The organism is Streptomyces sp. NPDC058045, assembly GCF_042885635.1.
Lineage (GTDB): Bacteria > Actinomycetota > Actinomycetes > Streptomycetales > Streptomycetaceae > Streptomyces.
This window is the reverse complement of the sequence record NZ_JBHVRR010000072.1, coordinates 1-23,405: the sequence shown is the minus strand read 5'-3', so window position 1 is coordinate 23,405 and position 23,405 is coordinate 1. Positions and strand designations below refer to the sequence as shown.

19 protein-coding genes are annotated in these 23,405 nt (G+C 72.2%); 9 read left to right on the top strand and 10 right to left on the bottom strand.

What is annotated here, in order from left to right; all coding sequences use genetic code 11:
* Positions 1-47: 47 nt before the first annotated feature.
* Positions 48-1,112: a mechanosensitive ion channel family protein gene (locus ACFVST_RS27195; RefSeq protein WP_390156237.1), complete on the bottom strand. Its 1,065-nt coding sequence runs from the start codon at positions 1,110-1,112 to the stop codon at positions 48-50.
* 296 nt (positions 1,113-1,408) lie between these two features.
* On the opposite strand from ACFVST_RS27195, the gene ACFVST_RS27190 reads away from it, so the two are divergent.
* The 5 genes from ACFVST_RS27190 to ACFVST_RS27170 all read left to right on the top strand — a co-directional run bounded on the left by ACFVST_RS27190 (position 1,409) and on the right by ACFVST_RS27170 (position 6,182).
* Positions 1,409-2,002 (top strand): HNH endonuclease, encoded by a 594-nt coding sequence (locus tag ACFVST_RS27190; RefSeq protein ID WP_390156236.1) that lies wholly within the window; start codon positions 1,409-1,411, stop codon positions 2,000-2,002.
* Between the two features lie 260 nt (positions 2,003-2,262).
* Complete coding sequence (locus tag ACFVST_RS27185; RefSeq protein WP_390156235.1) at positions 2,263-2,583, top strand: hypothetical protein; 321 nt, start codon at positions 2,263-2,265, stop codon at positions 2,581-2,583.
* A 72-nt stretch (positions 2,584-2,655) separates the two neighbouring features.
* Positions 2,656-4,722: a 4-alpha-glucanotransferase gene (gene malQ / locus ACFVST_RS27180; RefSeq protein ID WP_390156234.1), complete on the top strand. Its 2,067-nt coding sequence runs from the start codon at positions 2,656-2,658 to the stop codon at positions 4,720-4,722.
* A gap of 69 nt (positions 4,723-4,791) precedes the next feature.
* On the top strand, positions 4,792-5,031 hold the full coding sequence (locus ACFVST_RS27175; RefSeq protein WP_390156233.1) for a hypothetical protein: 240 nt from the start codon (positions 4,792-4,794) through the stop codon (positions 5,029-5,031).
* Positions 5,032-5,216: 185 nt separating this feature from the next.
* Positions 5,217-6,182: a DMT family transporter gene (locus tag ACFVST_RS27170; RefSeq protein WP_390156232.1), complete on the top strand. Its 966-nt coding sequence runs from the start codon at positions 5,217-5,219 to the stop codon at positions 6,180-6,182.
* Between the two features lie 40 nt (positions 6,183-6,222).
* Here ACFVST_RS27170 and ACFVST_RS27165 read toward each other — a convergent pair whose 3' ends face one another.
* The 4 genes from ACFVST_RS27165 to ACFVST_RS27150 all read right to left on the bottom strand — a co-directional run bounded on the left by ACFVST_RS27165 (position 6,223) and on the right by ACFVST_RS27150 (position 12,392).
* Complete coding sequence (locus ACFVST_RS27165; RefSeq protein ID WP_390156231.1) at positions 6,223-7,611, bottom strand: alpha-amylase family protein; 1,389 nt, start codon at positions 7,609-7,611, stop codon at positions 6,223-6,225.
* A gap of 157 nt (positions 7,612-7,768) precedes the next feature.
* Entirely contained in the window at positions 7,769-8,170 is a 402-nt protein-coding gene (locus ACFVST_RS27160) for a hypothetical protein (RefSeq protein ID WP_390156230.1), read from the bottom strand.
* A gap of 265 nt (positions 8,171-8,435) precedes the next feature.
* Positions 8,436-10,994, bottom strand: coding sequence for an aminopeptidase N (pepN, locus tag ACFVST_RS27155; protein WP_390156229.1), 2,559 nt, complete (start codon positions 10,992-10,994; stop codon positions 8,436-8,438).
* A gap of 366 nt (positions 10,995-11,360) precedes the next feature.
* Positions 11,361-12,392 carry an aspartate-semialdehyde dehydrogenase gene (locus ACFVST_RS27150; protein ID WP_390156228.1) on the bottom strand — a complete coding sequence of 344 codons (1,032 nt, stop codon included), beginning with the start codon at positions 12,390-12,392 and terminating at the stop codon, positions 11,361-11,363.
* Positions 12,393-12,569: 177 nt separating this feature from the next.
* On the opposite strand from ACFVST_RS27150, the gene ACFVST_RS27145 reads away from it, so the two are divergent.
* Positions 12,570-13,049, top strand: a complete 480-nt coding sequence (locus ACFVST_RS27145) for an NUDIX hydrolase (protein ID WP_390156227.1) — start codon at positions 12,570-12,572, stop codon at positions 13,047-13,049.
* 16 nt (positions 13,050-13,065) lie between these two features.
* Here the strand turns inward: ACFVST_RS27145 and ACFVST_RS27140 are convergent, their stop codons facing one another.
* Together ACFVST_RS27140 and pepN (ACFVST_RS27135) are read right to left on the bottom strand one after the other, a co-directional pair.
* Positions 13,066-14,163, bottom strand: coding sequence for a hypothetical protein (locus tag ACFVST_RS27140; protein ID WP_390156226.1), 1,098 nt, complete (start codon positions 14,161-14,163; stop codon positions 13,066-13,068).
* A gap of 141 nt (positions 14,164-14,304) precedes the next feature.
* Positions 14,305-16,929 carry an aminopeptidase N gene (gene pepN, locus ACFVST_RS27135; protein ID WP_390156225.1) on the bottom strand — a complete coding sequence of 875 codons (2,625 nt, stop codon included), beginning with the start codon at positions 16,927-16,929 and terminating at the stop codon, positions 14,305-14,307.
* A gap of 191 nt (positions 16,930-17,120) precedes the next feature.
* On the opposite strand from pepN (ACFVST_RS27135), the gene ACFVST_RS27130 reads away from it, so the two are divergent.
* Positions 17,121-17,768, top strand: coding sequence for a DsbA family protein (locus tag ACFVST_RS27130; RefSeq protein ID WP_390156224.1), 648 nt, complete (start codon positions 17,121-17,123; stop codon positions 17,766-17,768).
* Between the two features lie 132 nt (positions 17,769-17,900).
* Here the strand turns inward: ACFVST_RS27130 and ACFVST_RS27125 are convergent, their stop codons facing one another.
* Together ACFVST_RS27125 and ACFVST_RS27120 are read right to left on the bottom strand one after the other, a co-directional pair.
* The gene (locus tag ACFVST_RS27125) at positions 17,901-18,542 is read right to left on the bottom strand and encodes a superoxide dismutase (RefSeq protein ID WP_390156223.1); all 642 of its coding nucleotides are present in this window, start codon (positions 18,540-18,542) and stop codon (positions 17,901-17,903) included.
* Between the two features lie 101 nt (positions 18,543-18,643).
* Positions 18,644-19,966 (bottom strand): amino acid permease, encoded by a 1,323-nt coding sequence (locus ACFVST_RS27120; protein WP_390156238.1) that lies wholly within the window; start codon positions 19,964-19,966, stop codon positions 18,644-18,646.
* 506 nt (positions 19,967-20,472) lie between these two features.
* On the opposite strand from ACFVST_RS27120, the gene ACFVST_RS27115 reads away from it, so the two are divergent.
* Positions 20,473-21,072: a biotin transporter BioY gene (locus ACFVST_RS27115; protein WP_390156222.1), complete on the top strand. Its 600-nt coding sequence runs from the start codon at positions 20,473-20,475 to the stop codon at positions 21,070-21,072.
* Between the two features lie 76 nt (positions 21,073-21,148).
* Here the strand turns inward: ACFVST_RS27115 and ACFVST_RS27110 are convergent, their stop codons facing one another.
* A complete protein-coding gene (locus tag ACFVST_RS27110; protein WP_390156221.1) occupies positions 21,149-22,621 on the bottom strand; it encodes an amino acid permease in 1,473 nt (490 codons plus the stop codon).
* Positions 22,622-22,843: 222 nt separating this feature from the next.
* Here ACFVST_RS27110 and ACFVST_RS27105 point away from each other — a divergent pair, with 222 nt between their 5' ends.
* On the top strand, positions 22,844-23,329 hold the full coding sequence (locus ACFVST_RS27105; protein WP_390156220.1) for a ribose-5-phosphate isomerase: 486 nt from the start codon (positions 22,844-22,846) through the stop codon (positions 23,327-23,329).
* The last annotated feature ends 76 nt before the right edge of the window (positions 23,330-23,405 follow it).

The following is a 23,405-nucleotide window of genomic DNA, read 5'->3' as shown; positions in this document are numbered from 1 at the left end:
GCCCGCGGGGGCGTCCGCGTGTAGGTCTGCCCGCTGCGTCCCGCCGGCTACTTGCCGCCGCGGCTCTGCGGCGGTATCGGCGCGGCCTTCTCCGACTGCGGCGAGGACGAGGAGGCGTACGCCGAGGGCGCCGACACATTCGCCGACGGGTCCGCCGCCGCCTCGGACTCCTCCTGCGGCGCCCCGGACACTACCCGGATCCCCACCGCGTCGAAGGCCCGCTTGATACGCCAGCGCAACTCGCGCTCCACGCCCGACGCCTGGCCCGGCATGGTCTTCGCCGCGACATGCAGCACCATCGAGTCCAGCACCACACTGTCCAGACCCAGCAGCTCCACCGGGCCCCAGAGCCGCTCGTTCCACGGCTCGTCCTTGGCGAACTGCTCGCCCACCTCGACCAGCGTGGCCTGCGCCTTCTCCAGGTCCGCGTCCGCGCTCAGCGTGACGTCCACATGTGCGGTGGCCCAGCCCTGGCTGAGGTTCCCGACGCGCTTCACCTCGCCGTTGCGTACGTACCAGATGGCGCCGTCGTCGCCGCGGAGCTTGGTGACGCGCAGGCCGACCTCGATGACCTCGCCGGAGGCCACCCCGGCGTCGATCTGGTCGCCCACGCCGTACTGGTCCTCCAGGATCATGAACACGCCGGAGAGGAAGTCGGTGACCAGATTGCGGGCGCCGAAACCGATCGCGACGCCCGCCACCCCGGCCGAGGCCAGCAGCGGGGCCAGGTCGATCTTGAAGATGGAGAGGATCGTCAGCGCCGCGGTGCCGACCACGATGAACGAGGCGACCGAGCGCAGCACCGAGCCGATGGCCTGCGAACGCTGCCGCCGCCGCTCCGCGTTGACCAGCAGCCCGCCCAGCGCCGTGCCGTCCACCGCCTGCGCGGTCCGGTTCATCCGCTCGATGGTGCGGGTGATCGCCCGCCGGACCAGCGACCGCAGCACCGTGGCGACGACCACGATCAGCGCGATCCGCAGCCCGGTCATCAACCACGACGACCAGTTCTCCTGGAACCAGCTCGCGGCGAGTGTCGCCTTCTTGTGGGCGTCCTCAAGTGTGCGGGGCTCGGGCGAAGGACCCGGAGCGGCCGAAAGGACGGACAAGAGCACGGCGTTCAACCTCCAAGAGAGCGGCAGCGGCCCACACTATCGGGGCATCTTGTAAGGATCTTCCGGCTGTTCCGCGGAGAAATCCGGTCCCATCAGGCGCCATCCCAGCGCTCACCTGCGGAAGCGTCGAACAGCACACAGGGGCTCGGTGAGGGTGTGGTGAACAGCACAGTGTGGCGAAAAACTCCCTCGTCCCGTTACCCGTTCATGGTGGCGCTCCGACCAGCCAGGGGGAGAGACTGAGGCAGATCGTCCCGGCGCGAGCCACGCGCCGCCGGCGTACAAGGAGGCCGTCCGTGCCGCATGTCCTGGTCCTCAACGCGTCGTACGAGCCACTCGGCGTCGTACCGCTCCGCCGCGCACTCGTCCTCGTCCTGGAGAACAAGGCAGTCTCCCTGGAGGAGTCCGGCGCCTTCCTGCACAGCGCGACCGTCACCGTGCCCGCCCCCAGCGTGGTGCGGCTGAAGCGGTTCGTACGGGTCCCGTACCGGGGGCCCGTACCGCTCACCCGCCGAGCCCTCTTCGCCCGCGACGGCGGCCGCTGCATGTACTGCGGCGGCGTCGCCACCAGCGTCGACCACGTCATCCCGCGCAGCCGGGGCGGCCGGCACGTCTGGGACAACGTGGTGGCGTCCTGCCGCCGCTGCAACCACGTCAAGGCGGACCGGCACCTCCGGGAGTTGGGCTGGCGCCTGCGGCACAAACCGGCCCCGCCCACCGGCCTGGCCTGGCGCATCATCGGCACCGGCCACCGGGACCCGCGCTGGCTGCCCTACCTCCAGCCGTACGGGGCGGACGACGCGATGGCGCGGATCGACGGGGTGCGGAGGCCGGGGCCGCCGGGGCCGCCGGGGGCGGCGGGGGAGATGGTGGACGGGTTGTCGGCGTAGCCCTGGGGCCGGGCCGGCGGGCGGTTTCCTGTGCGGGTGCTTGTGCCTGTGCGGGTCGTTCTGGCTGCGGCCTTTTCGCGCAGTTCCCCGCGCCCCTGATGAGTGGGGTGAGCCGGGGGGTGGGGTTGCTGGATTGGGTGGGGGTTGTGGGTCAGAATGTGACGCGGAACACGTTCTGGGAGTGGGCAGGTCTGTGTCCGCGACCACGGGGTAGGGGCTGGTTCGACCGGCTTCTGCCACCCCCCGACAAGGAGTCCACCGTGGCCGCTTCGGCGCACCTGCTGCTCCCCGCCCATTCCAAACGCCCGGACTCCGGCCTTCCGGAGAACGGAAGCCTGGAGTCCGTCCCTCGCCCGGTACCGGCGCTCGTCGTCGTGCCCGAACAGATCCCCCACGAGGACCTCGCCGAGTGCGCCTGCTTCAGCACCGAGGCCAACGGCATCGAACCGCCGCTCACCAGTGAGCCGCCGCTCGCCGACGCCGTCCCGCTCACCAGCGAGCCCTCCCTCGCCGGCATCCCCCTCACCAGCGAACCGGCCGCCATCGGCCTGGTCGCCGACGCCGACCCCTCGGTGGCCTGACGGCACCCGGGCCGGTGCGGGCGACCGCGAGCCGAGGGGCCGGCCCCGGAGTGATCCGAAAGGAGCCCCCCGTTGGCTCTGTTGGCCCTGTCCCGGCTCGCCGAGCTGCACGGCGTCGCCCCGCACCCCGCCCCGCCCACCGCACTGGTCGCGGTACTCGCCGCCCTCGGTGTGCGGGCCGACAGCCCGGAGGCGGTCGACGCGGCACTGGCCGCCCGTGAGATCGAACTGGCGCGGCGCCTCCTGCCGCCCACCGCGGTCTGGTGGCAGGGCGGCCGCTGCGCCCCCGTCGACACCCTGCCCGCCGGGACCCGCCTCTCCGTCACCACCGAGCAGGGCACCGCACTCACCTGGACCGGCGGCGACGGCACCACACCGCCCGAGCCGCCGCCCGGGGTGCACCGGCTGTCCGCCGCACTGCCCGACGGGCGCCGCGCCGACTGCCATCTGATCGTCGCCCCGGTCCGGCTGCCCGCCCCCGAGGGCCGCAGCCACGGTCTGCTCGTCCAGCTCTACTCGCTGCTCTCGGAACGCTCATGGGGCATGGGCGACCTCGGCGACCTCACTGAGCTGGCCGCCTACGCGGGACGCGCACTCGGCACCGGGTTCCTCCAGGTCAACCCACTGCACGCGGCCGTACCCGGCGCCCCCGGGCAGTCCACCGACCCATCGCCGTACCGGCCGTCCTCGCGGCGCTTTCCCGATCCGGTGCATCTGCGGATCGAGGCGGTACCGGAGTACGCGCTGCTGGCGGGTGCCGACCGGGAGGAGGCCGGGCGGCTGCTGGAGCGTGCGGCCCGGCTCCGCGGCGCCGTCCTGGAGGAGGGCGCGCTGATCGACCGGGACGCCGTCTGGGAGCTGAAGCGGCGTGCCCTGCAACTGGTGCACCGGGTGCCGCTCGGGCCCGGCCGGCACGCCGAGTTCCGCGCCTTCGTCACCGAGGCCGGGCAGGGCCTGGTGGACCACGCCACCTGGTGTGCGCTGGCCGAAGTGCACGGGCCGGACTGGCACCGCTGGCCCGAGCCGCTGCGCGACCCCCGCTCCCCGCAGACCGCCGAGGCCCGCCGCGCCCTGCTGGACCGGGTCGACTTCCACCGCCGTCTCGCCTGGCTCACCGACGCCCAGCTCGCCGCCGCGCAGCGGGCCGCCGAGGACGCAGGGATGGCCGTCGGCCTGGTGCACGATCTGGCCGTCGGGGTGCACCCGGGCGGCGCGGACACCTGGGCGCAGCAGGACCACTTCGCCGCCGGGATGTCCATCGGGGCGCCGCCCGACGCGTTCAACGCCCGCGGCCAGGACTGGGGCCTGCCGCCGTGGCGCCCCGACCGCCTCGCGGAGAGCGGCTACGCGCCCTACCGGGAGCTGCTGCGGGGCCTGCTGCGGCGGGCCGGCGCGCTCCGCGTCGACCATGTGATGGGCCTGTTCCGCCTCTGGTGGGTCCCCGAGGGCCGCCCGCCCACCGAGGGCGCGTACGTCCACTACGACGCGGAGGCCATGCTCGCCGTACTCAGCCTGGAGGCGCACCGGGCGGGCGCCGTCGTCGTCGGTGAGGACCTAGGCACCGTCGCCCCCGGCGTCCGGGAGACCCTGCGGGAGCACGGGGTGCTGGGGACTTCGGTGCTCTGGTTCGAGCGGGACTGGGACGGTGCCGAGGGCGGCGGGGCGCCGCTGGGGCCCGAGCGGTGGCGCGGCGACTGCCTGGCCACCGTCACCACCCACGATCTGCCGCCCACCGCGTCCCGGCTGACCGGCGAGTATGTGGAGCTGCGGCACAGGCTGGGCCTCGGTGCCCGGCCGCTCGCCGAGGAGCGTGCCGAGGCCGAGGCGGAGCGCACCGAGTGGCTGGCGCTGCTGGACCGGCTCGGCCTGCTCACCGCGGAGCCCGGCGGGGAACGGGGCGAGGAGGCGGCGGTGCTCGCCCTGCACCGTTTCCTGGCCCGCACCCCGGCGCGGCTCATCGGGGTGTGGCTGCCGGACGCGGTGGGCGACCGGCGCCCGCAGAACCTGCCCGGCACCTGCGCCGAATACCCCAACTGGCGCCTGCCGATGGCCGATTCACAGGGCCGCCCGGTGCCGCTGGAGCAACTCGTACGGGCACCCCGGCTGCACGCCCTGGCGGAGCTCCTGCACACCGTGTGACCGGCCGCGGGGCCTCCGTTACGGCACCCCGGACGCGCGGCGCCGGACCGCGTTCGCTACGTTGGCACCGTGGACAAGAAGAACGCCCTGCGCGCCGGCGCCCTGGCTTCCGGCACAACGCTGATGATGCTGCTGATGTCGTCCCCCGCGCTCGCGCTCTACCGCGACGACGGCGACGATCCGGGCCCCGGTATCTCCATCGCCGAGACGCTGGGCCTCTACATCGGCATCCCCGTCCTGATCTTCCTGGTCATCGCGGGGCTGGTGATGGTCGGCGGCAAGTCCGGCAGGCAGCAGAACCAGAGCTGACCGGCACGGCTTGAGACAGAGGCGCCGGGGCGCCGGTTCCGCATCCCGAAGTGGTGTGGATCCGCCGCCCCGGCGCCTCTGTGTGTCCGGACCCGGAAGCCCTGCGGCCGGGCTGACCGTTCACTTCTGCTGAAGAGCGGCGTCGTAACCTCCGCCGCCACGGCGGCCCGACTCCCGAGGATTCCATGGCAGTTGACGCCCGCAAGGACGCCCACCAGGACGCCGGTCGAGACACCGAACGAGGTGCCGGTGAGGACATCCGCCCCGCCGCCGCTCCCCGCAGGCCCGCGCTGGTGGGGCTGGCGCTCGCCGCGACCGCCACCGTCGTCTGGTCCGGCAGCTTCGTCACCGCGCGCGGACTGCACGATGCGGTGCCGCCGGTGCAGCACGCCTTCTGGCGCTGGATCATCGCCCTCGCCGCGGTCGCCCCGTTCGCGTCCCGCGCCACCTGGCGGCAGCGGCAACTGGTCCGCCGCCACCTCGGTTTCCTCACCCTGGCCGCGCTGCTCGGTGTCACCGTCTACAACACCCTGGTCAACCAGGCCGGGATGACCACCCCCGCCGGCACCATGGGCATGATCATGGCGGCCTCCCCGGTGCTGATGGCCGTCATCGACCGCCTCGGCGGCACCCGGCTCGGCGCCCGCCGCGTCACCGGGCTGCTGATTGCCTGCGCCGGGGTCCTGCTGCTCACCGTCGGCGGCGGCTCCGGCACCTCCCTGGGGGCGGGCGCCCTGTGGATGGCGGGCGCCGCCGTCAGCTTCGGTACCTACAGCGCGCTGCTGCGCCGCCGCCCCGCCGAACTCGCGGGCCCCGTCTTCCTGTTGAGCACCTTCGTCCTCGGTGCGCTGCTGCTGGCGCCGGTCTTCGCGGTCAGCCTCGCCACCCAGGGCGGCTTCCGCCCCACCACGGGCACCGTACTGCCGCTGCTCTATGTCGGGGTGTGCTCCTCCGCGCTGGCCTTCTTCTCCTGGAACCGGGCCGTCGCCCTGATCGGCGCCACCCGCGCCGGCATCGTGTACTACCTCCAGCCGGTCTGTGTGGCGCTGCTCTCCGCCGTGCTCCTCGGCGAGTCCGCGGGGCCGCTCCAGTGGCTCTGTATGGCCCTGATCCTCGGCGGCGTCGCCCTCGGCGCGGCCCGCACCCGCTGAACTCCCCGGCGGCGCACGGCAGTTGGACGCACCCGTACGGTCAGCCGCCGGCGCCCGGGTACAGCGCCAGCGCGCCCTTCGACGGCACCGTGGCCGTCACACTGCCGTCGTCGGCGACCTGCACGGTGTGGCCCTCGCAGGCGTGGGGCGCGGCCTCGGCCACATTGCAGTAGGTGCCCGCGGGCAGTGAGGTGGCGAAGGTCCGGCTCAGCTCGCCGCCCCCGCCGTTCAGGGCCACGAAGCCCTTGTCGCCGCGGCCGAAGGCGATGGCGTCCGAGCCGTTGTCCCACCAGTCGCCGACCCCGGTACCGGCGGTCGCGTTGTGGAAGCCGACCATGCCGGTGATCGCGGTGTCGGCGTGGAAGCAGGTCCACCCCTGGTCACCGCAGGAGGCCGCACCGCCCTGGGGCGGGCCCGCGTCCTTGTCGTCCCAGGTGTAGCCGGAGAAGACGTTCGGCGAGCCGTAGTCCGTGGCCAGCATGAAGACATTGGCGAGGGTGTAGTCGGCGCCGTCCCGGTGGGTGAGGGTGGAGCCGTTGCGCTCGGTGTCCCAGTTGTCCACGAAGGTACGGGCGTTGCCGCTCGCCAGCTTGCCGTCCGCGACCGACCGCAGCCCGGCCAGGCCGCCGCCCTGGAAGGCGCTCTTGAGATGGGTGCCGAAGCGGAACTCGTCCACGTCCCCCAGCCCCGTGTACTCCTCGGGCGACACCGCCTCCCCGCCGCCGGAGATGACCTCGGAGACCCAGTAACCCGGGTCGGACATCCTGCCCTTGATCGCGGCGAGGTCGTCTGCCGCCATGTGCTTGGCCGCGTCGATCCGGAGGCCGTCCGCGCCCAGCTCGCGCAGATGCGACAGATACCCGGCGACGGTGGAGCGCACCGCCTCGCTCCCGGTGTCCAGATCGGCCAGGCCCACCAGTTCGCAGCTCTGCACGTTGTCGCGGTTGCCGTAGTCGTCGATGTCCCTGCGGCAGCCGTGGAAGTCGTGGTCCTGATAGGTGCCCGGGTAGTCGTACTTGCTGTACTGGGTGCCGCCGGTCCCCGTGCCGGAGCCGGCCGACATGTGGTTGACGACGGCGTCCGCGATGACCTTCACCCCCGCCGCGTGGCAGGTGTCGGCCATGGCCCGGAAGTCGTCCTCGCTCCCCAGACGCCCGGCGATCCGGTAGCTCACCGGCTGGTACGAGGTCCACCACTGGTCGCCCGCGATGTGCTCGGAGGCCGGGGAGACCTCCACATAGCCGTAGCCGGCCGGGCCCAGCGAGTCCGTGCAGGCCTGGGCGACCGAGCTGAACTTCCACTCGAAGAGGGTCGCGGTGACGGTGCGTTCACCGGGCGGACCGGCTTGTGCCGTACCGGAGTTGAGCGTGTACAGCGCCCCGGCGGCGAGCACGGCGGCCAGGGCGGCGCGGGCGGCACGGTGACTCATGGCGGCTCCTCGGGATACGGGCACCCGGGGGCGCCCGACGACCAGCAGCCACGAGCGCGCCGGGCCGCGGTGGGGGGATCGGTCTGTTCCGGGAGCCTGCCCGGTTGGCGGTGGACACGTCAACAGTCCTGCAAGAGTTTTCAGAATGCTGCTGCAATCACTTGCCGATCGGCCCGCCGGTCATCGTGGACCGCATGACCGACCGGGAGAGGACCGTATGACCGACTGGGAGATCAGAAAGCTGCGGGTGCTCGCCGCACTGCGGGACCACGGCACCGTCACCGAGGCCGCTTGCCGCCCGCGGATGACGCCCTCCGCCGTCTCCCAGCAGCTCACGTCTTCTCCCGCCGAGGACGTCTTCGCCCAACTGGAGTGCGCCGAAGCCGAGTTGGACGGATACACGCGGGGCCGGGCCGGCGAGGCGTACGAGTTGCTGCTGGACGGGGAGGCGGATCTGGCGCTGTCCCTCTCGCCGCGGGCGCCCCAGCCGGGGGACAGCCGGCTCCATCAGGTGCCGGTGGCCGTCGATCCCCTCGACGTCGCCCTCCTCGCGGACCATCCGCAGGCCGGCGCCCCGGACTCCGGCTCGGCCAACTCGCCGCCGAACCATGGATCTTCGGCCACTCCGGCCCCTGGAGGCGCTCCTCAACCCCAACGGTCAGTAGGGGAGTCCCCCCGTTGTGGGCAGGCGTTCCGCAGGGCGTTGGGGGCGCCCGCGAGCGAAGCCGAGCGTGGGGGAGGGTGGGCACAACGCACGGTGCCCACCCCCGGCCTGCACAAAGGGACCCCGGGAGACCAAGCCCCCGGACCCGCCCGCCCGGCGCCTAAGCCGCCCGCGCACGCAGCGCCCGCTCCACCCCCGCCCGGGCCTCCGACACCAGCCGCCGCAACGCGGCCGAGGGCGACGACGTGGCGAGCCACGCGTCCGTCACCTCCAGCGTCTCGTGCTCCACCTGCAACGCCGGGTAGAGCCCGATGGCGATCTGCTGCGCCATCTCGTGCGAACGCGACTCCCACACGTCCTTCACCACCGCGAAGTACCGCTCGGTGTACGGCGCGAGCAGTTCCCGCTGGTCGGTCTGGACGAAGCCGGCGATGACGGCCTCCTGCACCGCGTTGGGCAGCTTGTCCGAGTCGACGACGGAGGCCCAGGCCTCCGCCTTGGCCTCCTCGGTGGGCCGCGCGGCCCGCGCGCTCGCCGCGTGCCGTTCCCCGGCCGCGGTCCGGTCCCGCTCGTACTCGGCGGCGATCTCCGGCTCGTCGTAGCGCCCGACGGCGGCGAGGCGTCCGACGAACGCCCAGCGCAGCTCGGTGTCGACGGTGAGGCCCTCGATGGTCTGGGTGCCTTCGAGCAGCGCCTCCAGCAGGTCGAGCTGCTCGGGGGTGCGGGCGGTGGCCGCGAAGGCGCGGGCCCAGGCCAGTTGGTGGTCGCCGCCGGCCTCGGCGGCCCGCAGATGGGCGAGGGTGGCCTCGGTCCAGCGGGTCAGCCCGGCCTCCCGCCAGGAGGGGTCGGCGTAGAGGTCGAGGGCCAGCTTGACCTGCCGGTGCAGGGACTGCACCACGCCGATGTCGGACTCCTTGCCGATGCCGGACAGCACCAGCTCCAGGTAGGAGCTGGTGGGGAGTTCGGCGTCGCGGGTCATGTCCCAGGCGGAGGCCCAGCACAGGGCGCGCGGCAGGGAGGACTGGAAGTCCCCGAGGTGCTCGGTGACGACGGCGAGGGACTCCTCGTCCAGGCGGACCTTGGCGTACGACAGGTCGTCGTCGTTGAGCAGGAAGACCGCGGGGCGCGGGCGGCCGACGAGCTGCGGCACCTCGGTCGACTCGCCGTCCACGTCGAGTTCGACGCGCTCGGTGCGGACCAGCTTGCCGCTCCGCTCGTCCAGGTCGTAGAGGCCGATGGCGATGCGGTGCGGCCGCAGCACGGGCTCCCCCTTGGCGCCCGGGGGGAGGGCGGGGGCTTCCTGGCGGACCGCGAAGAAGGTGATCGTGCCGTCGTCGGCGGTGCCGATCTCGGGCCGCAGCACATTGATCCCGGCGGTCTCCAGCCACTTCTTCGACCAGGTCTTCAGATCCCGCCCGCTGGTCTCCTCCAGCGCGCCCAGCAGATCGGCGAGGCGGGTGTTGCCGTACGCGTGCCGCTTGAAGTAGGCCTGCACACCGCTGAAGAACTCGTCCATCCCGACGTACGCCACCAACTGCTTGAGCACCGAGGCGCCCTTGGCGTAGGTGATGCCGTCGAAGTTGACGAGGACGTCGTCCAGGTCGTCGATCTCGGCCATGATCGGGTGGGTGGACGGCAGTTGGTCCTGCCGGTAGGCCCAGGTCTTCATCTGGTTGGCGAAGGTGGTCCACGAGTGGGGCCAGCGGGAGCCGGGGGCGTGCGCCATGCAGGCGGCCTCGGCGTAGGTGGCGAACGACTCGTTCAGCCAGAGGTCGTTCCACCACTCCATGGTGACCAGGTCGCCGAACCACATATGGGCCAGCTCGTGCAGGATCGTGGTGGCGCGCCCCTCGTAGGCGGCGTCGGTCACCTTGGAGCGGAAGACGTACTGGTCGCGGATGGTGACGGCACCCGCGTTCTCCATCGCGCCCGCGTTGAACTCGGGTACGAAGAGCTGGTCGTACTTGGCGAAGGGGTACGGGTAGTCGAACTTCTCCTGGAACCACGCGAAGCCCTGCCGGGTCACCTCGAAGATGGCGTCCGCGTCCAGGTGCTCGGCGAGCGACGGACGGCAGTACACCCCGAGCGGCACCCGCTGTCCGTCCTTCTCGTACATGCTGTGCACCGAGTGGTACGGGCCGACGATCAGCGCGGTGATGTACGTGGAGATCCGCGGCGTCGGCTCGAAGGACCACACCTCGTCCTTGGGCTCCGGGGTGGGCGAGTTGGAGACGACGGTCCAGCCCTCGGGGGCCCGTACGGTGAAGGTGAACGTGGCCTTCAGATCGGGCTGTTCGAAGCTGGCGAAGACCCGCCGCGCGTCCGGCACCTCGAACTGCGTGTACAGGTAGGCCTGTCCGTCGACCGGGTCGACGAACCGGTGCAGCCCCTCACCGGTGTTGGTGTACGCGCAGTCCGCGACGACCCGCAGTTCGTTGCGGCCGGCGAGCAGTCCGGTCAGGGTGATCCGGGAGTCGGCGAACGCGGTGGCCACATCCAGCGGTTCGCCGTTGAGCACCGCCTCGTGGACGGTGGGCGCCACCAGGTCGATGAAGGTCCGCGCACCCGCTTCGGCGGAGTCGAACCGCACCGTGGTGACGGACCGGTAGGTCCCCCCGCCTTGGGCGCCGCTCAGATCGAGGTCGATCTCGTACGAGTCCACGCTCAGCAGCTCGGCCCGCTGCCGGGCCTCTTCGCGGGTCAGATTCGTGCCAGGCACCCGGTCATCTCCTCGGTCTTCGGTCGTCAGCCACCTCGGAGTGTGCGGCGGCGTCACCCATCCTTCCACGCCACCTCCACACCATGACGCCCGATATCCACAGGTGTGGCGGTTGACGGTCACTAGGGCCTGTCGTCAAACTCCCGGCGTCGCCCGGAGGGCGGCTCCGCGGCGTCAGGTGCGTGCTCTCGGCGTGCCGGGCAGACGCCCTTGTACTGGGCGTACTCGGGCGTTTGCCCGGTGCGGCGAGAGTGCGTGCATGGCGTCGCGGGGCCGCCGGGAGTTTGACGACAGGCCCTAGGGGCCGGGACCGACGACGGCCCGGCTCGCCGGAAGCGGTGAGTCGGGCCGTCGGTCGGGAGTGGGTCAGCTCGCCGACAGCTCCGCCGCGACCAGTTCGGCGACCTGGACCGCGTTGAGGGCGGCGCCCTTGCGGAGGTTGTCGTTGGAGACGAAGAGGGCGAGGCCGTGGTCGACGGTCTCGTCGGGGCGGATGCGGCCCACATAGGACGGGTCGCGGCCGGCGGCCTGGAGGGGGGTGGGGATGTCGGACAGTTCCACGCCGGGGGCGGAGCCCAGGAGTTCGCGGGCGCGCTCGACGCTCAGCGGGCGGGCGAAGCGGGCGTTGATCTGGAGGGAGTGCCCGGAGAAGACGGGGACGCGGACGCAGGTGCCGGAGACCTTCAGCTCGGGGATCTCCAGGATCTTGCGGGACTCGTGGCGGAGCTTCTGCTCCTCGTCGGTCTCGTTCAGCCCGTCGTCGACGAGGGAGCCGGCCATCGGCAGCACATTGAACGCGATGGGCCGCGCGTACACGTCAGGCTCGGGGAAGGGGACCGCGGAGCCGTCGTGGGTGAGCTTGTCGGCCTCGGCGACGACCTTCTGCGCCTGGCCGTGCAACTCGGCGACACCGGCGAGACCGGAGCCGGAGACCGCCTGGTAGGTGGCGACGACCAGCGCTTCGAGTCCGGCCTCCGCGTGCAGCGGACGCAGGACCGGCATCGCGGCCATGGTGGTGCAGTTCGGGTTGGCGATGATGCCCTTGGGGCGGTCGGCCACCGCGTGCGGGTTGACCTCGGAGACCACCAGCGGTACGTGGGGGTCGCGGCGCCAGGCGGAGGAGTTGTCGATCACCACGGGGCCCTGGGCGGCGACCTTCTCGGCCAGCGCCCTGGAGGTGGCGCCGCCCGCCGAGAACAGCACGATGTCCAGACCGGAGTAGTCCGCGGTGGCGGCGTCCTCCACGGTCACGGGGGTGCCCTGCCAGTCGAGGGTGGAACCCGCCGAGCGCGCCGAGGCGAACAGCCTCAGCTCCGCCACCGGAAACCCGCGCTCCGCGAGGATCCCGCGCATGACTGTGCCCACCTGACCGGTGGCTCCGACGATTCCGACCCTCACGGCGTCTCCTTAGCTTCCGGCGTCCCTGCGGTCGCTCCTGACCTGCGGGCGCGTTCCATGATGCGTATGTCCTTGCCCGTCTTGTCCAATCCATTGTCCGCGCGCTGGGACAGTGACCTTCCGCACGCCGCCCCCGGCCCGCCGCCGCACCCCCCGCGGGCCGCCTACCGTCTCCCCATGGGGAAAGAACTCAAAGAACTCAGGGAACTCAGAGTGGCGGCCTACGCCGTGTGTGTACGCGGGGACGAGGTGCTGCTGGCCCGCTGGGTGTCCCGGGACGGCACCCGCCGCTGGACCCTCCCGGGCGGCGGCATGGACCACGGCGAGGACCCGTACGACACGGTGATCCGCGAGGTGGAGGAGGAGACCGGGCACACCGTGGAACCGGTGCGGCTGCTCGGCCTGGACTCGATGCTGCGCTCCTCGCGCGAGGGCGGCCGTACCGTCGACTTCCACGGGGTCCGCGTGGTCTACGAGGGCCGCATCACGGGTGGCACCCTGCGCCCCGAGGCGGACGGCTCCACCGACCTGGCGGCCTGGCACCGGCTGGACGCGGTGCCCGGCCTGGACCGGGTGGAGCTGGTCGACGTGGGCCTCGACCTGTGGCGCCGCCGCCCCGCGGACGGCCGCGCCGAGCGCCCGCCGGCCACGAGCTGACCCGGGCGCCCTCCGCTCAGCGCGGCAGGACCACCACATAGGCGGCGGGCTCCCGGTCGTCGGCCGCCATCAGGGCCGTCCGCACCACCGCCGCCTGCTGGGCGGCGCTCTCCCGCAGCCGGTGCGGCGGAATCCGGACCAGCGCGATACCCAGCCCCTCCAGGTGCTCCCGCCGCCGGGCGTGCTCGGACCAGAGCAGATCGTCCTCGCGCAACTCCTCACCGGGGCGCGGGGCCCGGGTGTCCAGCTCCACGGCGACCGCCGCGCCCGGCCAGTAGGCGTCCACGGCGCCGAGGCAGGGGCCGCCGGGCAGCCGTAGTTCGACGTTCCACAGCGGTTCGCTCAGCCCGTGCTCGCGCACCAGCCGGTACAGCGCGTCCTCGTCCAGGGCCCGGCCCTCGGCGAGCAGCGACTCCACCGCGTCCGCCACCTGGGGCCGGCCCAGCAGCCGCGCCCGGTTCAACTCCCGTACCACGGACGGCGCTTCGCAGTGCCCGCCGCGTACCGCCTCGGTCAGCAGGCGGCGGATCGGGGGTGCGGTGTCCAGCCCGGCCACCGCGTCGGCCAGGGCCCTCGGCACCGGCGCCACCGGTACGCCCTGGCGCTGCTGCGGGGCGGGCAGCCGGGAGGAGCGCACCAGGCGGGCGAAGCCGGCCGAGCGCAGCCGGCGGCTGCGCGGCACCAGGATGTCCACGCGGTCCAGCACGGGCAGCGGCGGCGCGGACGGGAAGCCGTGCAGGGCGAGCGCGGCCAGGCCGGTGACCATGGCGTCCGGGTAGCCGTCGGCCGAGGGCGGGACGGCGGGCGGTGCGGGGCAGCCGACCGTGTCGTGCTGCTGGGGGACGGCGGCGGCCGGGGGCCGCGGTCGGCGGGTGGCGGGGCGGACCGCGTAGCGCAGGGCGGCGTGCAGCCGCTCCTCTCCGGTGGGCGGGCCGGGCCGCAGCAGGAAGACCCCGGGCAGGATCTGCTGCCAGGGGCCTCCGGCGCGGCACCGCTCGTCGGTCTCGGCGGCGGACACCCCGTGCGCACGCAACTGGGCGGTGCCGACCACCCGGGTCCGTACCTCGCCGGGGTGGGTCAACTGGCTTGGGAAGAGCGGGGAGTTGTGCGTCATGCTGGGCAATGTCCCGTACCCCGGCGGCGTGCGAACCGCTGTTACAGACCCGTCGCGGAACAAGGACAAGTCCGCCCTAAAGGGCAAACGTTCGACAGCCGGACGAGCCCGGGGGAACGGACCCGTCCGGCTTGGGTCGGGTCAGCCGGCCGCCTTGAGGTCGCACTGCTGGCCGCGCAGCGAACGGGCCAGGTCGTCGCGGGCCTCGGCCACCAGCCGGCGCAGTGCCGGGGGCGCGTCCGCGTGCTCCGCGAGCCAGGCGTCGGCCGCCGCCAGCGTCTCCGGCTCCGCCACCAGCGCCGGGAAGAGGCCGCGTACGACATCCATCCCGATCTGGATCGACCGCTCCCGCCACACCCGCTCGATCGCCGCGAAGTACCGCTCGGTGTACGGCGCCAGCAGCTCGCGCTGGGAGGGCTGCGCGAAGCCCGCGATGGTGGCCTCCACCAGCGCGTTGGACAGGGTCTCGGACTCCACCGCCGTCGCCCAGGCCTGCGCCTTGACCGCGGCCGAGGGACGGGCGGCCAGGCAGCGCACCTGGTGGCGCTTGCCGGAGGCGGTGTCGTCGCGCAGCAGCTCCGCGGCGAGCGCGGCCTCGTCGGCGGCGCCGTGCACGGTGAGCGGTTCCAGCAGCGTCCACCGCAGCTCCTGGTCCACCTGCAGGCCGTCGATCTCGGCGGTGCCGTCCAACAGGCCCTGGAGCAGCCGCAGTTCGGACTCCCGGCCGGCCACGGAGGCGAGGAAGCGGGCCCAGGTGAGCTGGTGCTGGCTGCCCGGCTCGGCCTGCCGCAGCTCCCGCAGCGCGCCCTCGGCGAGTTGACCGGCGCCCTCCTCCCGCCAGTCCGGCGCCGCGTAGTGGACCAGGGCGGAACGGGCCCAGGTCTGCAGCATCTGGAGCACCCCGATATCGGTCTCCCGCCCGGCGAAGCGCAGTACCAGCGCGATGAAGTCCCTCGCCGGCATCAGGGCGTCCCGGGTGAGGTTCCACAGCGCCGCCCAGCACAGCGCGCGGGCCATCGGGTCGGTCAGCTCGCCGAGCCGCTCCCGCAGGGTGGCCAGCGACTCCTCGTCGAACCTGATCTTGCAGTAGGTGAGGTCGTCGTCGTTGACCAGCACCAGCTCGGGGGCGTCCGCACCGGCCAGCGCCCCGATCACGGTACGCGGTCCGGCCACGTCGGTCTCGGTGCGGGCGTAGCGCACCAGGGCGCCCGAGTCGTCCCGGCGGTAGAGGCCGACGGCGACCCGGTGCGGGCGCAGTTCGGGGTGGGACTCGGCGGCCTCCTGGAGGACGGCCAGCTCGGTGATGTGCCCCTCGGCGTCCAGCAGGACCTGCGGGGTGAGGGCGTTGACGCCCGCCGTCTGGAGCCACGCCTGCGACCAGGCCGCCATGCCCCGCCCGGAGGTCTCCTCCAGCACCGCCAGCAGGTCGCCGAGGCGGGTGTTGCCGTAGGCGTGCCGCTTGAAGTAGCGCCGGGCGCCCTCCAGGAAGGCGTCCCGCCCGACGTACGCCACCAGTTGCTTGAGCACCGCGGCGCCCTTGGCGTAGGTGATGCCGTCGAAGTTGAGCTTGGCGTCCTCCAGGTCGCGGATGTCCGCGGTGACGGGGTGGGTGGAGGGCAGTTGGTCGGCGCGGTACGCCCAGGACTTGCGGCTGTTGGCGAAGGTGATCCAGGCCTCGGTGAAGCGGGTGGCCTCCACCAGCGAGAAGGTGCCCATGAAGTCCGCGAAGGACTCCTTCAGCCACAGGTCGTCCCACCACTCCATGGTGACCAGGTCGCCGAACCACATATGCGCCATCTCGTGCAGGATGACGTTGGCCCGCCGCTCGTAGGCGGCCTGGGTGACCCGCCCGCGGAAGATGAACTCCTCCTGGAAGGTGACCAGTCCGGGATTCTCCATCGCGCCGAGGTTGTACTCCGGCACGAAGGCCTGGTCGTACTTGCCGAAGGGGTACGGGTAGTCGAAGTTGTCGTGGAAGAAGTCCAGGCCCTGCTTGGTGACGGTGAAGACGTCCTCCGCGTCGAAGTGCCGGGCCAGTCCCTTGCGGCAGAGCGCGCCGAGCGGGATCTCCAGGGTGGAGCCGTCGGCCAGGGTGCGGGTGTAGTGGTCGGTGACATGGTGGTAGGGCCCGGCCACGACACAGGTGATGTAGGTCGAGATCGGCTTCGTCTCCGCGAACCGCCAAGCCCCGTCGGTGAGTTGGCCCTCCCGTCGCCCGCCACCACCCTTCTGCGGATGCGCTTCGCGCTCCTCTCCGCCGTTCGACCACACCGTCCACCCCTCCGGCGCCTGTACCTCGAAGCGGAAAGGCGCCTTCAGGTCGGGCTGCTCGAAGTTGGCGAAGACCCGGCGGGAGTCGGCCGGTTCGTACTGGGTGTAGAGGTAGACCTCGCCGTCCTCCGGGTCGACGAAGCGGTGCAGGCCCTCGCCGGTGCGGCTGTAGGCGCACTGGGCGTCCACCACCAGCTCGTTCTCCGCGGCCAGGTCCTCCAGGGCGATCCGGGTGCCGTCGAAGACGGCCGCCGGGTCCAGGTCGCGGCCGTTGAGGGAGACGGCGGTGACGCTCGGCGCGATCAGGTCGGCGAAGCTGGCGGCACCGGGCTCGGCGCAGCGGAACCGGATCGTGGTCACCGACCGGAAGGTGCGCGGCTCCGGCTGCTCCTGCTCGACGGCGGACCGCAGATCGAGGGCGATCTCGTACCCGTCGACCGACAGCAGTGCGGCGCGTTCGCGGGCTTCGTCACGGGACAGGTTCTCACCGGGCACTGCGGCACTCCCTTGTAAGTCGCTGGCGTTGCTGGACGCTGGTGGTCAGGTCCGATCCTGTCATGCGCTGCTGACACCGCCCCCGGGGGGAATGGGCGGGGCGAGCCACCGCGTTGACGGAGCAGGGGCGCGGCGTACGCTGCGCGGGCCGCCCCCGTTCCAGCGCAGTGGTTCCAGCACGGAGGAGAGAGATGTCCGACAAGTCCGCGAAGGGTGCCCGTACACCCGTCGACTTCTGGTTCGATCCGCTCTGCCCGTGGGCCTGGATGACCTCCCGCTGGGTCCTGGAGGTGGAGCAGGTCCGCGACATCGAGGTGCGCTGGCATGTGATGAGCCTCGCGGTGCTGAACGAGGACCGCCTGGACGAGTTGCCCGAGGAGTACCGCGAGCTGATGTCCAAGGGCTGGGGCCCGGTTCGGGTGGCCATCGCCGCCCGCGAGTTGCACGGCGAGGAGGTGCTGGGCCGCCTCTACACCGCGCTCGGCACCCGCTTCCACAACCGCGGCGAGGGCCTCACCCGCGAGGCCCTGCTCGGCGCCCTGGCCGACGCGGACCTGCCCGCCTCGCTCGCCGACTACGCCGACTCCGACACCTACGACGCCGAACTGCGCGCCTCCCACCGGGAGGGCATCGAGCTGGTCGGGCAGGACGTGGGCACCCCGGTCATCGCGGTGCCCGGGCCCGACGGGGAGCGGGTCGCCTTCTTCGGCCCCGTGGTCACCCCCACCCCGAGGGGCGAGGCCGCGGCCAAGCTCTGGGACGGCACCCTGCTGGTCGCCGCCACCCCCGGCTTCTACGAGATCAAGCGCACCCGCACGGTCGGCCCGATCTTCGACTGACCCTGTCACCAGAGACCGAAGGACCCCCGCGAGTCAGATCCTCGCGGGGGTCCTTCTCTGTGCCGCCTGCCGCGTGAAAGGTGAGAAGACGATCACGAGCAGGACGTGGGGGGTGCCGGCCCGGCGCGGGTGTCAGGGGGCCAGCAGCAGGGTGTTCTGCCGGGCCTTGGCGGCCTCGTAACGGCGGGCCACGTCCTGCCAGTTGACGACGGCCCACATGGCCTCGATGAAGTCGACCTTCTGGTTCTTGTACTGGAGGTAGAAGGCGTGCTCCCAGGCGTCGAAGACCAGGATCGGGACCGAGCCCTGGCCCACGTTGCCCTGGTGGTCGTAGATCTGCTCGACCACCAGCCGGCCGCTGACCGGCTCGAAGGCGAGCACGCCCCAGCCGGAGCCCTGGGTGGTGGCGGCGGCCTTGGTGAGCTGCGCCTTGAAGCCGGCGAAGGAGCCGAAGGACTCGGCGATCGCGTCCGCCAGCGAGCCCACGCCGTCCTTCTCCAGCGGCTCGCCGCCGCCGTCACCGGTCATGTTGTGCCAGTAGATGGAGTGGAGGATGTGGCCGGAGAGGTGGAAGGCCAGGTTCTTCTCCAGGCCGTTGAGGTTCCCCCACTGCTCCTTGTCCCGCGCCTCGGCGAGCTGCTCCAGGGTGTCGTTGGCGCCCTTCACATAGGCCGCGTGGTGCTTGTCGTGGTGCAGCTCGATGATCTCGGGGCTGATGACGGGGGCGAGCGCCGAGTAGTCGTAGGGCAGTTCCGGAAGGGTGTAGACGGCCATGCCTGTGGGTCTCCTCTTGCGGCCTCTTGCGCTGCTTCTCTTATTGCAACTTACTTGCAACTACACGCTAGCAGCAGAACGAGGCGGGTCGCGGCCGGACCTCAGACATCCGTGGACGCGCCCCGTCGCGGGCGCAGTTCGCGGAGGCCCGCCACGGCCAGGACCAGCAGGGCCGCACCGGCCGACCACAGCAACTGCGGGCGGGCATCGTCGTCGGTCAGCATCAGGCAGAAGACCGCGGCCATCGCGGCCAGCGCCGCCCAGGTCAGCCAGGGGAAGAGCCACATCTTCAGCAACAGCCGCTCCGGCGCCTCCTGTTCGAGGCGGCGCCGCAACCGCAGTTGGGCGACGGCGATCAGCGCCCACACGAAGAGCAGCACCGCGCCGACCGCGTTGAGCATGTAGAGGAAGACCGAGTCGGGCCACTCCAGGTTCAGTACGACGGAGACGAAGCCGAACGCCACCGAGGCGAGCACCGCGCGCCGCGGCACCCCGCCGCCGGACACCTTCAGCAGGCCCCGGGGCGCCTCGCCGCGCTCGGCGAGCGAGAACACCATCCGGGAGGAGCCGTAGAGGTTGGCGTTGAGCGCGGAGAGCAGCGCCACGAAGACCACGATGTTCATCAGGGTCCCCGCGGAGGGCACCCCGATCGAGTCCAGCACCGTGACGTACGGGCTGAGGCCCGCCTGCTGCGCGGTCCACGGCAGCACGGTCACGATGACCAGCATCGAGCCCACGTAGAAGAAGACGATGCGGAAGACGGCGCTGCGGACCGCGCGGGAGACGGAGCGGGCCGGGTCGTCGGACTCGGCCGCGGCGATCGTCACCACCTCCAGGCCGCCGAAGGCGAAGACCACGGCGAGCACTCCGGAGACCACCCCGTCCCAGCCGTTGGGCAGGAAGCCGCCCTTGCCGGTGAGGTTGGCCAGGCCGACCGGGTCGGTGTCCGGCAGCACACCGAGCACCGCCAGCACGCCCAGCAGCAGGAAGACCACGATCGCGGTGACCTTGAGCGCCGCGAACCAGAACTCGAACTCGCCGAAGTTCCGCACCGCGGCCAGATTCGCCCCGGTGAACAGCAGCATGAACAGCAGTACCCAGCCCCACTGCGGGATGCCCGGCACCCAGCCGTTGGCGATCTGCGCGGCGCCCGTCGCCTCCACCGCGAGGACCACCACCAGCAGGAACCAGTAGAGCCAGCCCGCGGTGAACCCGGCCCAGCGGCCCAGCGCCCGCTCCGCGTGCACCGAGAAGGAACCGGGGGCGGGCATCGCCGCGGACATCTCGCCCAGCATCCGCATCACCAGCATCGCCAGCACACCCGCGATCAGATACGAGACGACGATGCCGGGCCCCGCGACGGCGATCCCGGCGCCCGAGCCGACGAACAGCCCGGCACCGATCACCCCGCCGAGGCCCAGCATGGTCAGATGCCGCTGCTTGAGACCGCCGGCGAGCGGTTCGGACGCGGTGAGTGGAACGGACCCGGTGGACGTCGGCGGCGTACCGGCTTCGGCGGCGGGCGGCTGCTGCATGGTGGTGGCGCGCTTTCGGGTGGGGGAGGTGCCGCCCGGGACATCCCGCCGTACCTCTGGAGGGCACGGGGCGGTATGGGGGGATCCGGGGCGACCGGAACGGTTTTGGTGGGTGTCGACAGTGTCACCGCGCGCCGCCGCCGGTCGCAATATGCGATGGCTCCCGGTCGGCAGCAGTGAGGAGGATCACGGCAGTTGGGGGAGGAGGGCGGGTGATGGCGTGGTCTTTGTGTGAAGCCGACCAAGGTGCCGGTGGCGCCTTGTCCACGGCCCCTGATGAGCCGGGCGGCCGCGCTGGGATAGCGTCGCGGTGTCCCAGCGCAGCGCCGCGGACCGCGCGGATGCCTCCGCCGGTGCCCGCGGGCCGTCCCGTCCCCACCCCGAGCGGAGCACCGATGACTCTCTCTGCCGCCACCGCCCGCCCCGGCGCGGTCCTCGCCGATCTGCTGCCGGCCGCGTCCTCCGCCGCCCGCGCCCGAGTCCAGGACGCCGCCCTGGTGGCCGGCGGTGCGCTGCTCACCGGGATCGCCGCCCAGATCACGGTGCCGGTGCCGGGCTCCCCGGTCCCGGTGACCGGCCAGACCTTCGCCGCGCTCCTGGTGGGCACCGCGCTCGGCGCCCGCCGCGGCCTGCTCTCGCTCGCCCTGTACGCGGTGGTCGGTATGGCGGGGGTGCCGTGGTTCGCGGAGGGCGTCTCCGGCACGGCCGCCCCGACCTTCGGCTATGTGCTGGGCATGTTGCTCGCGGCCGGTGTGGTCGGCGCTCTGGCCCGTCGCGGCGGCGACCGCTCGGTGCTGCGGACCGCGGGCACCATGGCGGTCGGCTCCGCGGTGATCTACGCGGTGGGCGTGCCGTATCTGGCGTTCGCCACCGGCTGGTCGCTCGGGCACGCGGCGGCCGCCGGGCTCGTCCCGTTCCTCCTCGGCGACGCGCTGAAGGCGCTGCTGGCGATGGGCGCGCTGCCCACCGCCTGGAAGCTCGCCGGCCGCCACTGACCACACCCGGCCCGTAACACCGCACGGCCCTCCCCGGTGGTCTCACCGGGGAGGGCCGTGTGCGTACGGGGGACCGTCAGGCCTCGGGGCCGGCGCTCGCCGTGGCGCCCCGCCGCTGCTTCTCCCGTACCAGGGCGACGCCCACCACGGCCGCCGCGACCAGCAGGGAGAGCAGGACCTGCTCACGGCCGTCGTCGTCGGTGAGCATATAGACCAGTACGAACGAGATCATGGCGATGGTGGCCCAGGTCAGATACGGGAAGAGCCACATCCGCACCACCAGCTTCTCCGGCGACTCGCGCATGATCATGCCGCGCATCCGCAACTGCGAGAAGCAGATGACCAGCCACACGAACAGGGCCACCGCACCGGAGGAGTTGAGCAGGAAGGCGAAAACGGTGTCCGGCCACTGGTAGTTGAAGAACACCGCGACGAAGCCGAAGACCACCGAGGACAGGATCGCCGCCCGCGGCACACCCCGCTCGCTGGTCCGGGCGAAGGCGGCGGGCGCGTCGCCCCGCCTGCCGAGCGAGAACGCCATCCGGGAGGCCGTGTAGAGACCGGAGTTGAGGCAGGACAGCACCGCCGTCAGCACGATCACGTTCATCACCTCACCGGCGTGCGGGATGCCGATGGAGTTCAGCGCCGCGACATAACTGCCGTCCGTGGTGATGGACTTGGAGTTCCACGGCAGCAGCGTCAGCACCACGAAGACCGAGCCCAGGTAGAAGACGGCGATCCGCCAGATCACGCTGTTGGTGGCCTTGCGCACGGCGCGCTGCGGGTCGGCCGACTCGCCCGCCGCCAGGGTGACGATCTCGCTGCCCATGAACGAGAAGACGACCATCAGCACACCGGTGAGGATGGAGCCGGGCCCCTTGGGCAGGAAGCCGCCGGTGTCGGTGAGATGGCCGAGACCGGCACCCGGATTGTCCGAACCGGGCAGCACTCCGAAGACCGCCAGCAGCCCGATCACCAGGAACGCGGAGATCGCCACCACCTTGATCCCGGCGAACCAGAACTCGAACTCGCCGTAGGAGCCGACCGAGGCGAGGTTGGTGGCGGTGAGCACCAGCATCACGATCAGCGCCCAGCCCCACTGCGGTATCGCGGGCACCCAGCCGTTGAGGATCACCGCACCCGCGGTGGCCTCCACGGCCAGCACCACGACCCAGAAGAACCAGTACAGCCAGCCGATGGAGAAACCGGCCCAGCGGCCCAGCGCCTGGTCCGCGTACTCGGAGAAGGAACCGGAGGACGGCCGCGCCGCGGCCATCTCGCCGAGCATCCGCATCACCAGCACCACCAGTACGCCGACCATGGCGTACGAGAGGAGGATGGCGGGGCCGGCGGCGGCGATACCGGCGCCGGAGCCGACGAAGAGGCCGGCGCCGATGACGCCGCCGATGGCGATCATCGACAGATGGCGGTTCTTCAGCCCCGCTCTCAGCTCGTCTCCCCCGCCCTCCGGCCGTGGGCCGCCCGGCTGCGGAGCGCCGGGTTCCCCCGGGTCCTGCTCGGCCTTCGCAAGGGATGGGTGCGATGTCATACGTGATCCTCGGGGTCATCGGGATTCGAGCCCGGGCATTGAAACCCGCGGGGGAAGCCCCGCGTAAGCCCAACTCCCGATCATTGAGCTTCTCTTGAGAGAGCGGTCACAGCGCGTTTCCCACCCACCACGGGGAGATCCCGCCATAAGGGCGCGCGAGTCCGGGCGCGGGGGCCGGGCCCTGCGGCCGAGCCGCGGCGGCGGCCGTGCCACACTCGTCCCATGCGCGTGTACCTCGGCTCCGATCATGCCGGCTACGAACTCAAGAACCACCTGGTCGAATGGCTCACCGCCCACGGCCACGAGCCCGTCGACTGCGGGCCGCACCTCTACGACGCCCAGGACGACTACCCGCCGTTCTGCCTGCGCGCCGCCGAGCGGACCGCCGCCGACCCGGACGCCCTCGGTGTCGTCATCGGCGGCTCCGGCAACGGCGAGCAGATCGCCGCGAACAAGGTCAAGGGCGTCCGGGCCGTCCTCGCCTGGAGCGAGCAGACCGCGGCCCTCGGCCGGGAGCACAACAACGCCAACGTGATCGCCGTCGGCGGCCGGATGCACAGCACCGAGGACGCGGTGAAGTTCGTCGAGACCTTCCTCGCCACCCCGTTCTCCGGTGACGAGCGCCACGTCCGCCGGATCGACATGCTCACCGCCTACGAGGCCACCGGCGACCTCCCCGAGATCCCGGCCCACCACCCGCAGCAGTAGCGGTACGGCAGCAGAGTCCCGGGTCCCGGCCCCCCCCCCCCACCGCGCCCCGCCCGGTCCCCCCCAACCCAGAAAC

Excerpts from the sequence above, each read along its gene's own strand:
- ACFVST_RS27125 (WP_390156223.1), bottom strand. The coding sequence starts at position 18,542 with ATGGCCGTCTACACCCTTCCGGAACTGCCCTACGACTACTCGGCGCTC.
- ACFVST_RS27165 (WP_390156231.1), bottom strand. The coding sequence starts at position 7,611 with ATGAGTCACCGTGCCGCCCGCGCCGCCCTGGCCGCCGTGCTCGCCGCC.
- ACFVST_RS27160 (WP_390156230.1), bottom strand. The coding sequence starts at position 8,170 with ATGGTCCGCGAGGAGGGCGACGTCGAGGGGATCGACGGCCACCGGCAC.
- ACFVST_RS27120 (WP_390156238.1), bottom strand. The coding sequence starts at position 19,966 with ATGCTGGGCCTCGGCGGGGTGATCGGTGCCGGGCTGTTCGTCGGCTCG.
- ACFVST_RS27140 (WP_390156226.1), bottom strand. The coding sequence starts at position 14,163 with ATGACGCACAACTCCCCGCTCTTCCCAAGCCAGTTGACCCACCCCGGC.
- ACFVST_RS27115 (WP_390156222.1), top strand. The coding sequence starts at position 20,473 with ATGACTCTCTCTGCCGCCACCGCCCGCCCCGGCGCGGTCCTCGCCGAT.
- ACFVST_RS27130 (WP_390156224.1), top strand. The coding sequence starts at position 17,121 with ATGTCCGACAAGTCCGCGAAGGGTGCCCGTACACCCGTCGACTTCTGG.
- ACFVST_RS27170 (WP_390156232.1), top strand. The coding sequence starts at position 5,217 with ATGGCAGTTGACGCCCGCAAGGACGCCCACCAGGACGCCGGTCGAGAC.
- ACFVST_RS27145 (WP_390156227.1), top strand. The coding sequence starts at position 12,570 with ATGGGGAAAGAACTCAAAGAACTCAGGGAACTCAGAGTGGCGGCCTAC.
- ACFVST_RS27105 (WP_390156220.1), top strand. The coding sequence starts at position 22,844 with ATGCGCGTGTACCTCGGCTCCGATCATGCCGGCTACGAACTCAAGAAC.
- ACFVST_RS27110 (WP_390156221.1), bottom strand. The coding sequence starts at position 22,621 with ATGACATCGCACCCATCCCTTGCGAAGGCCGAGCAGGACCCGGGGGAA.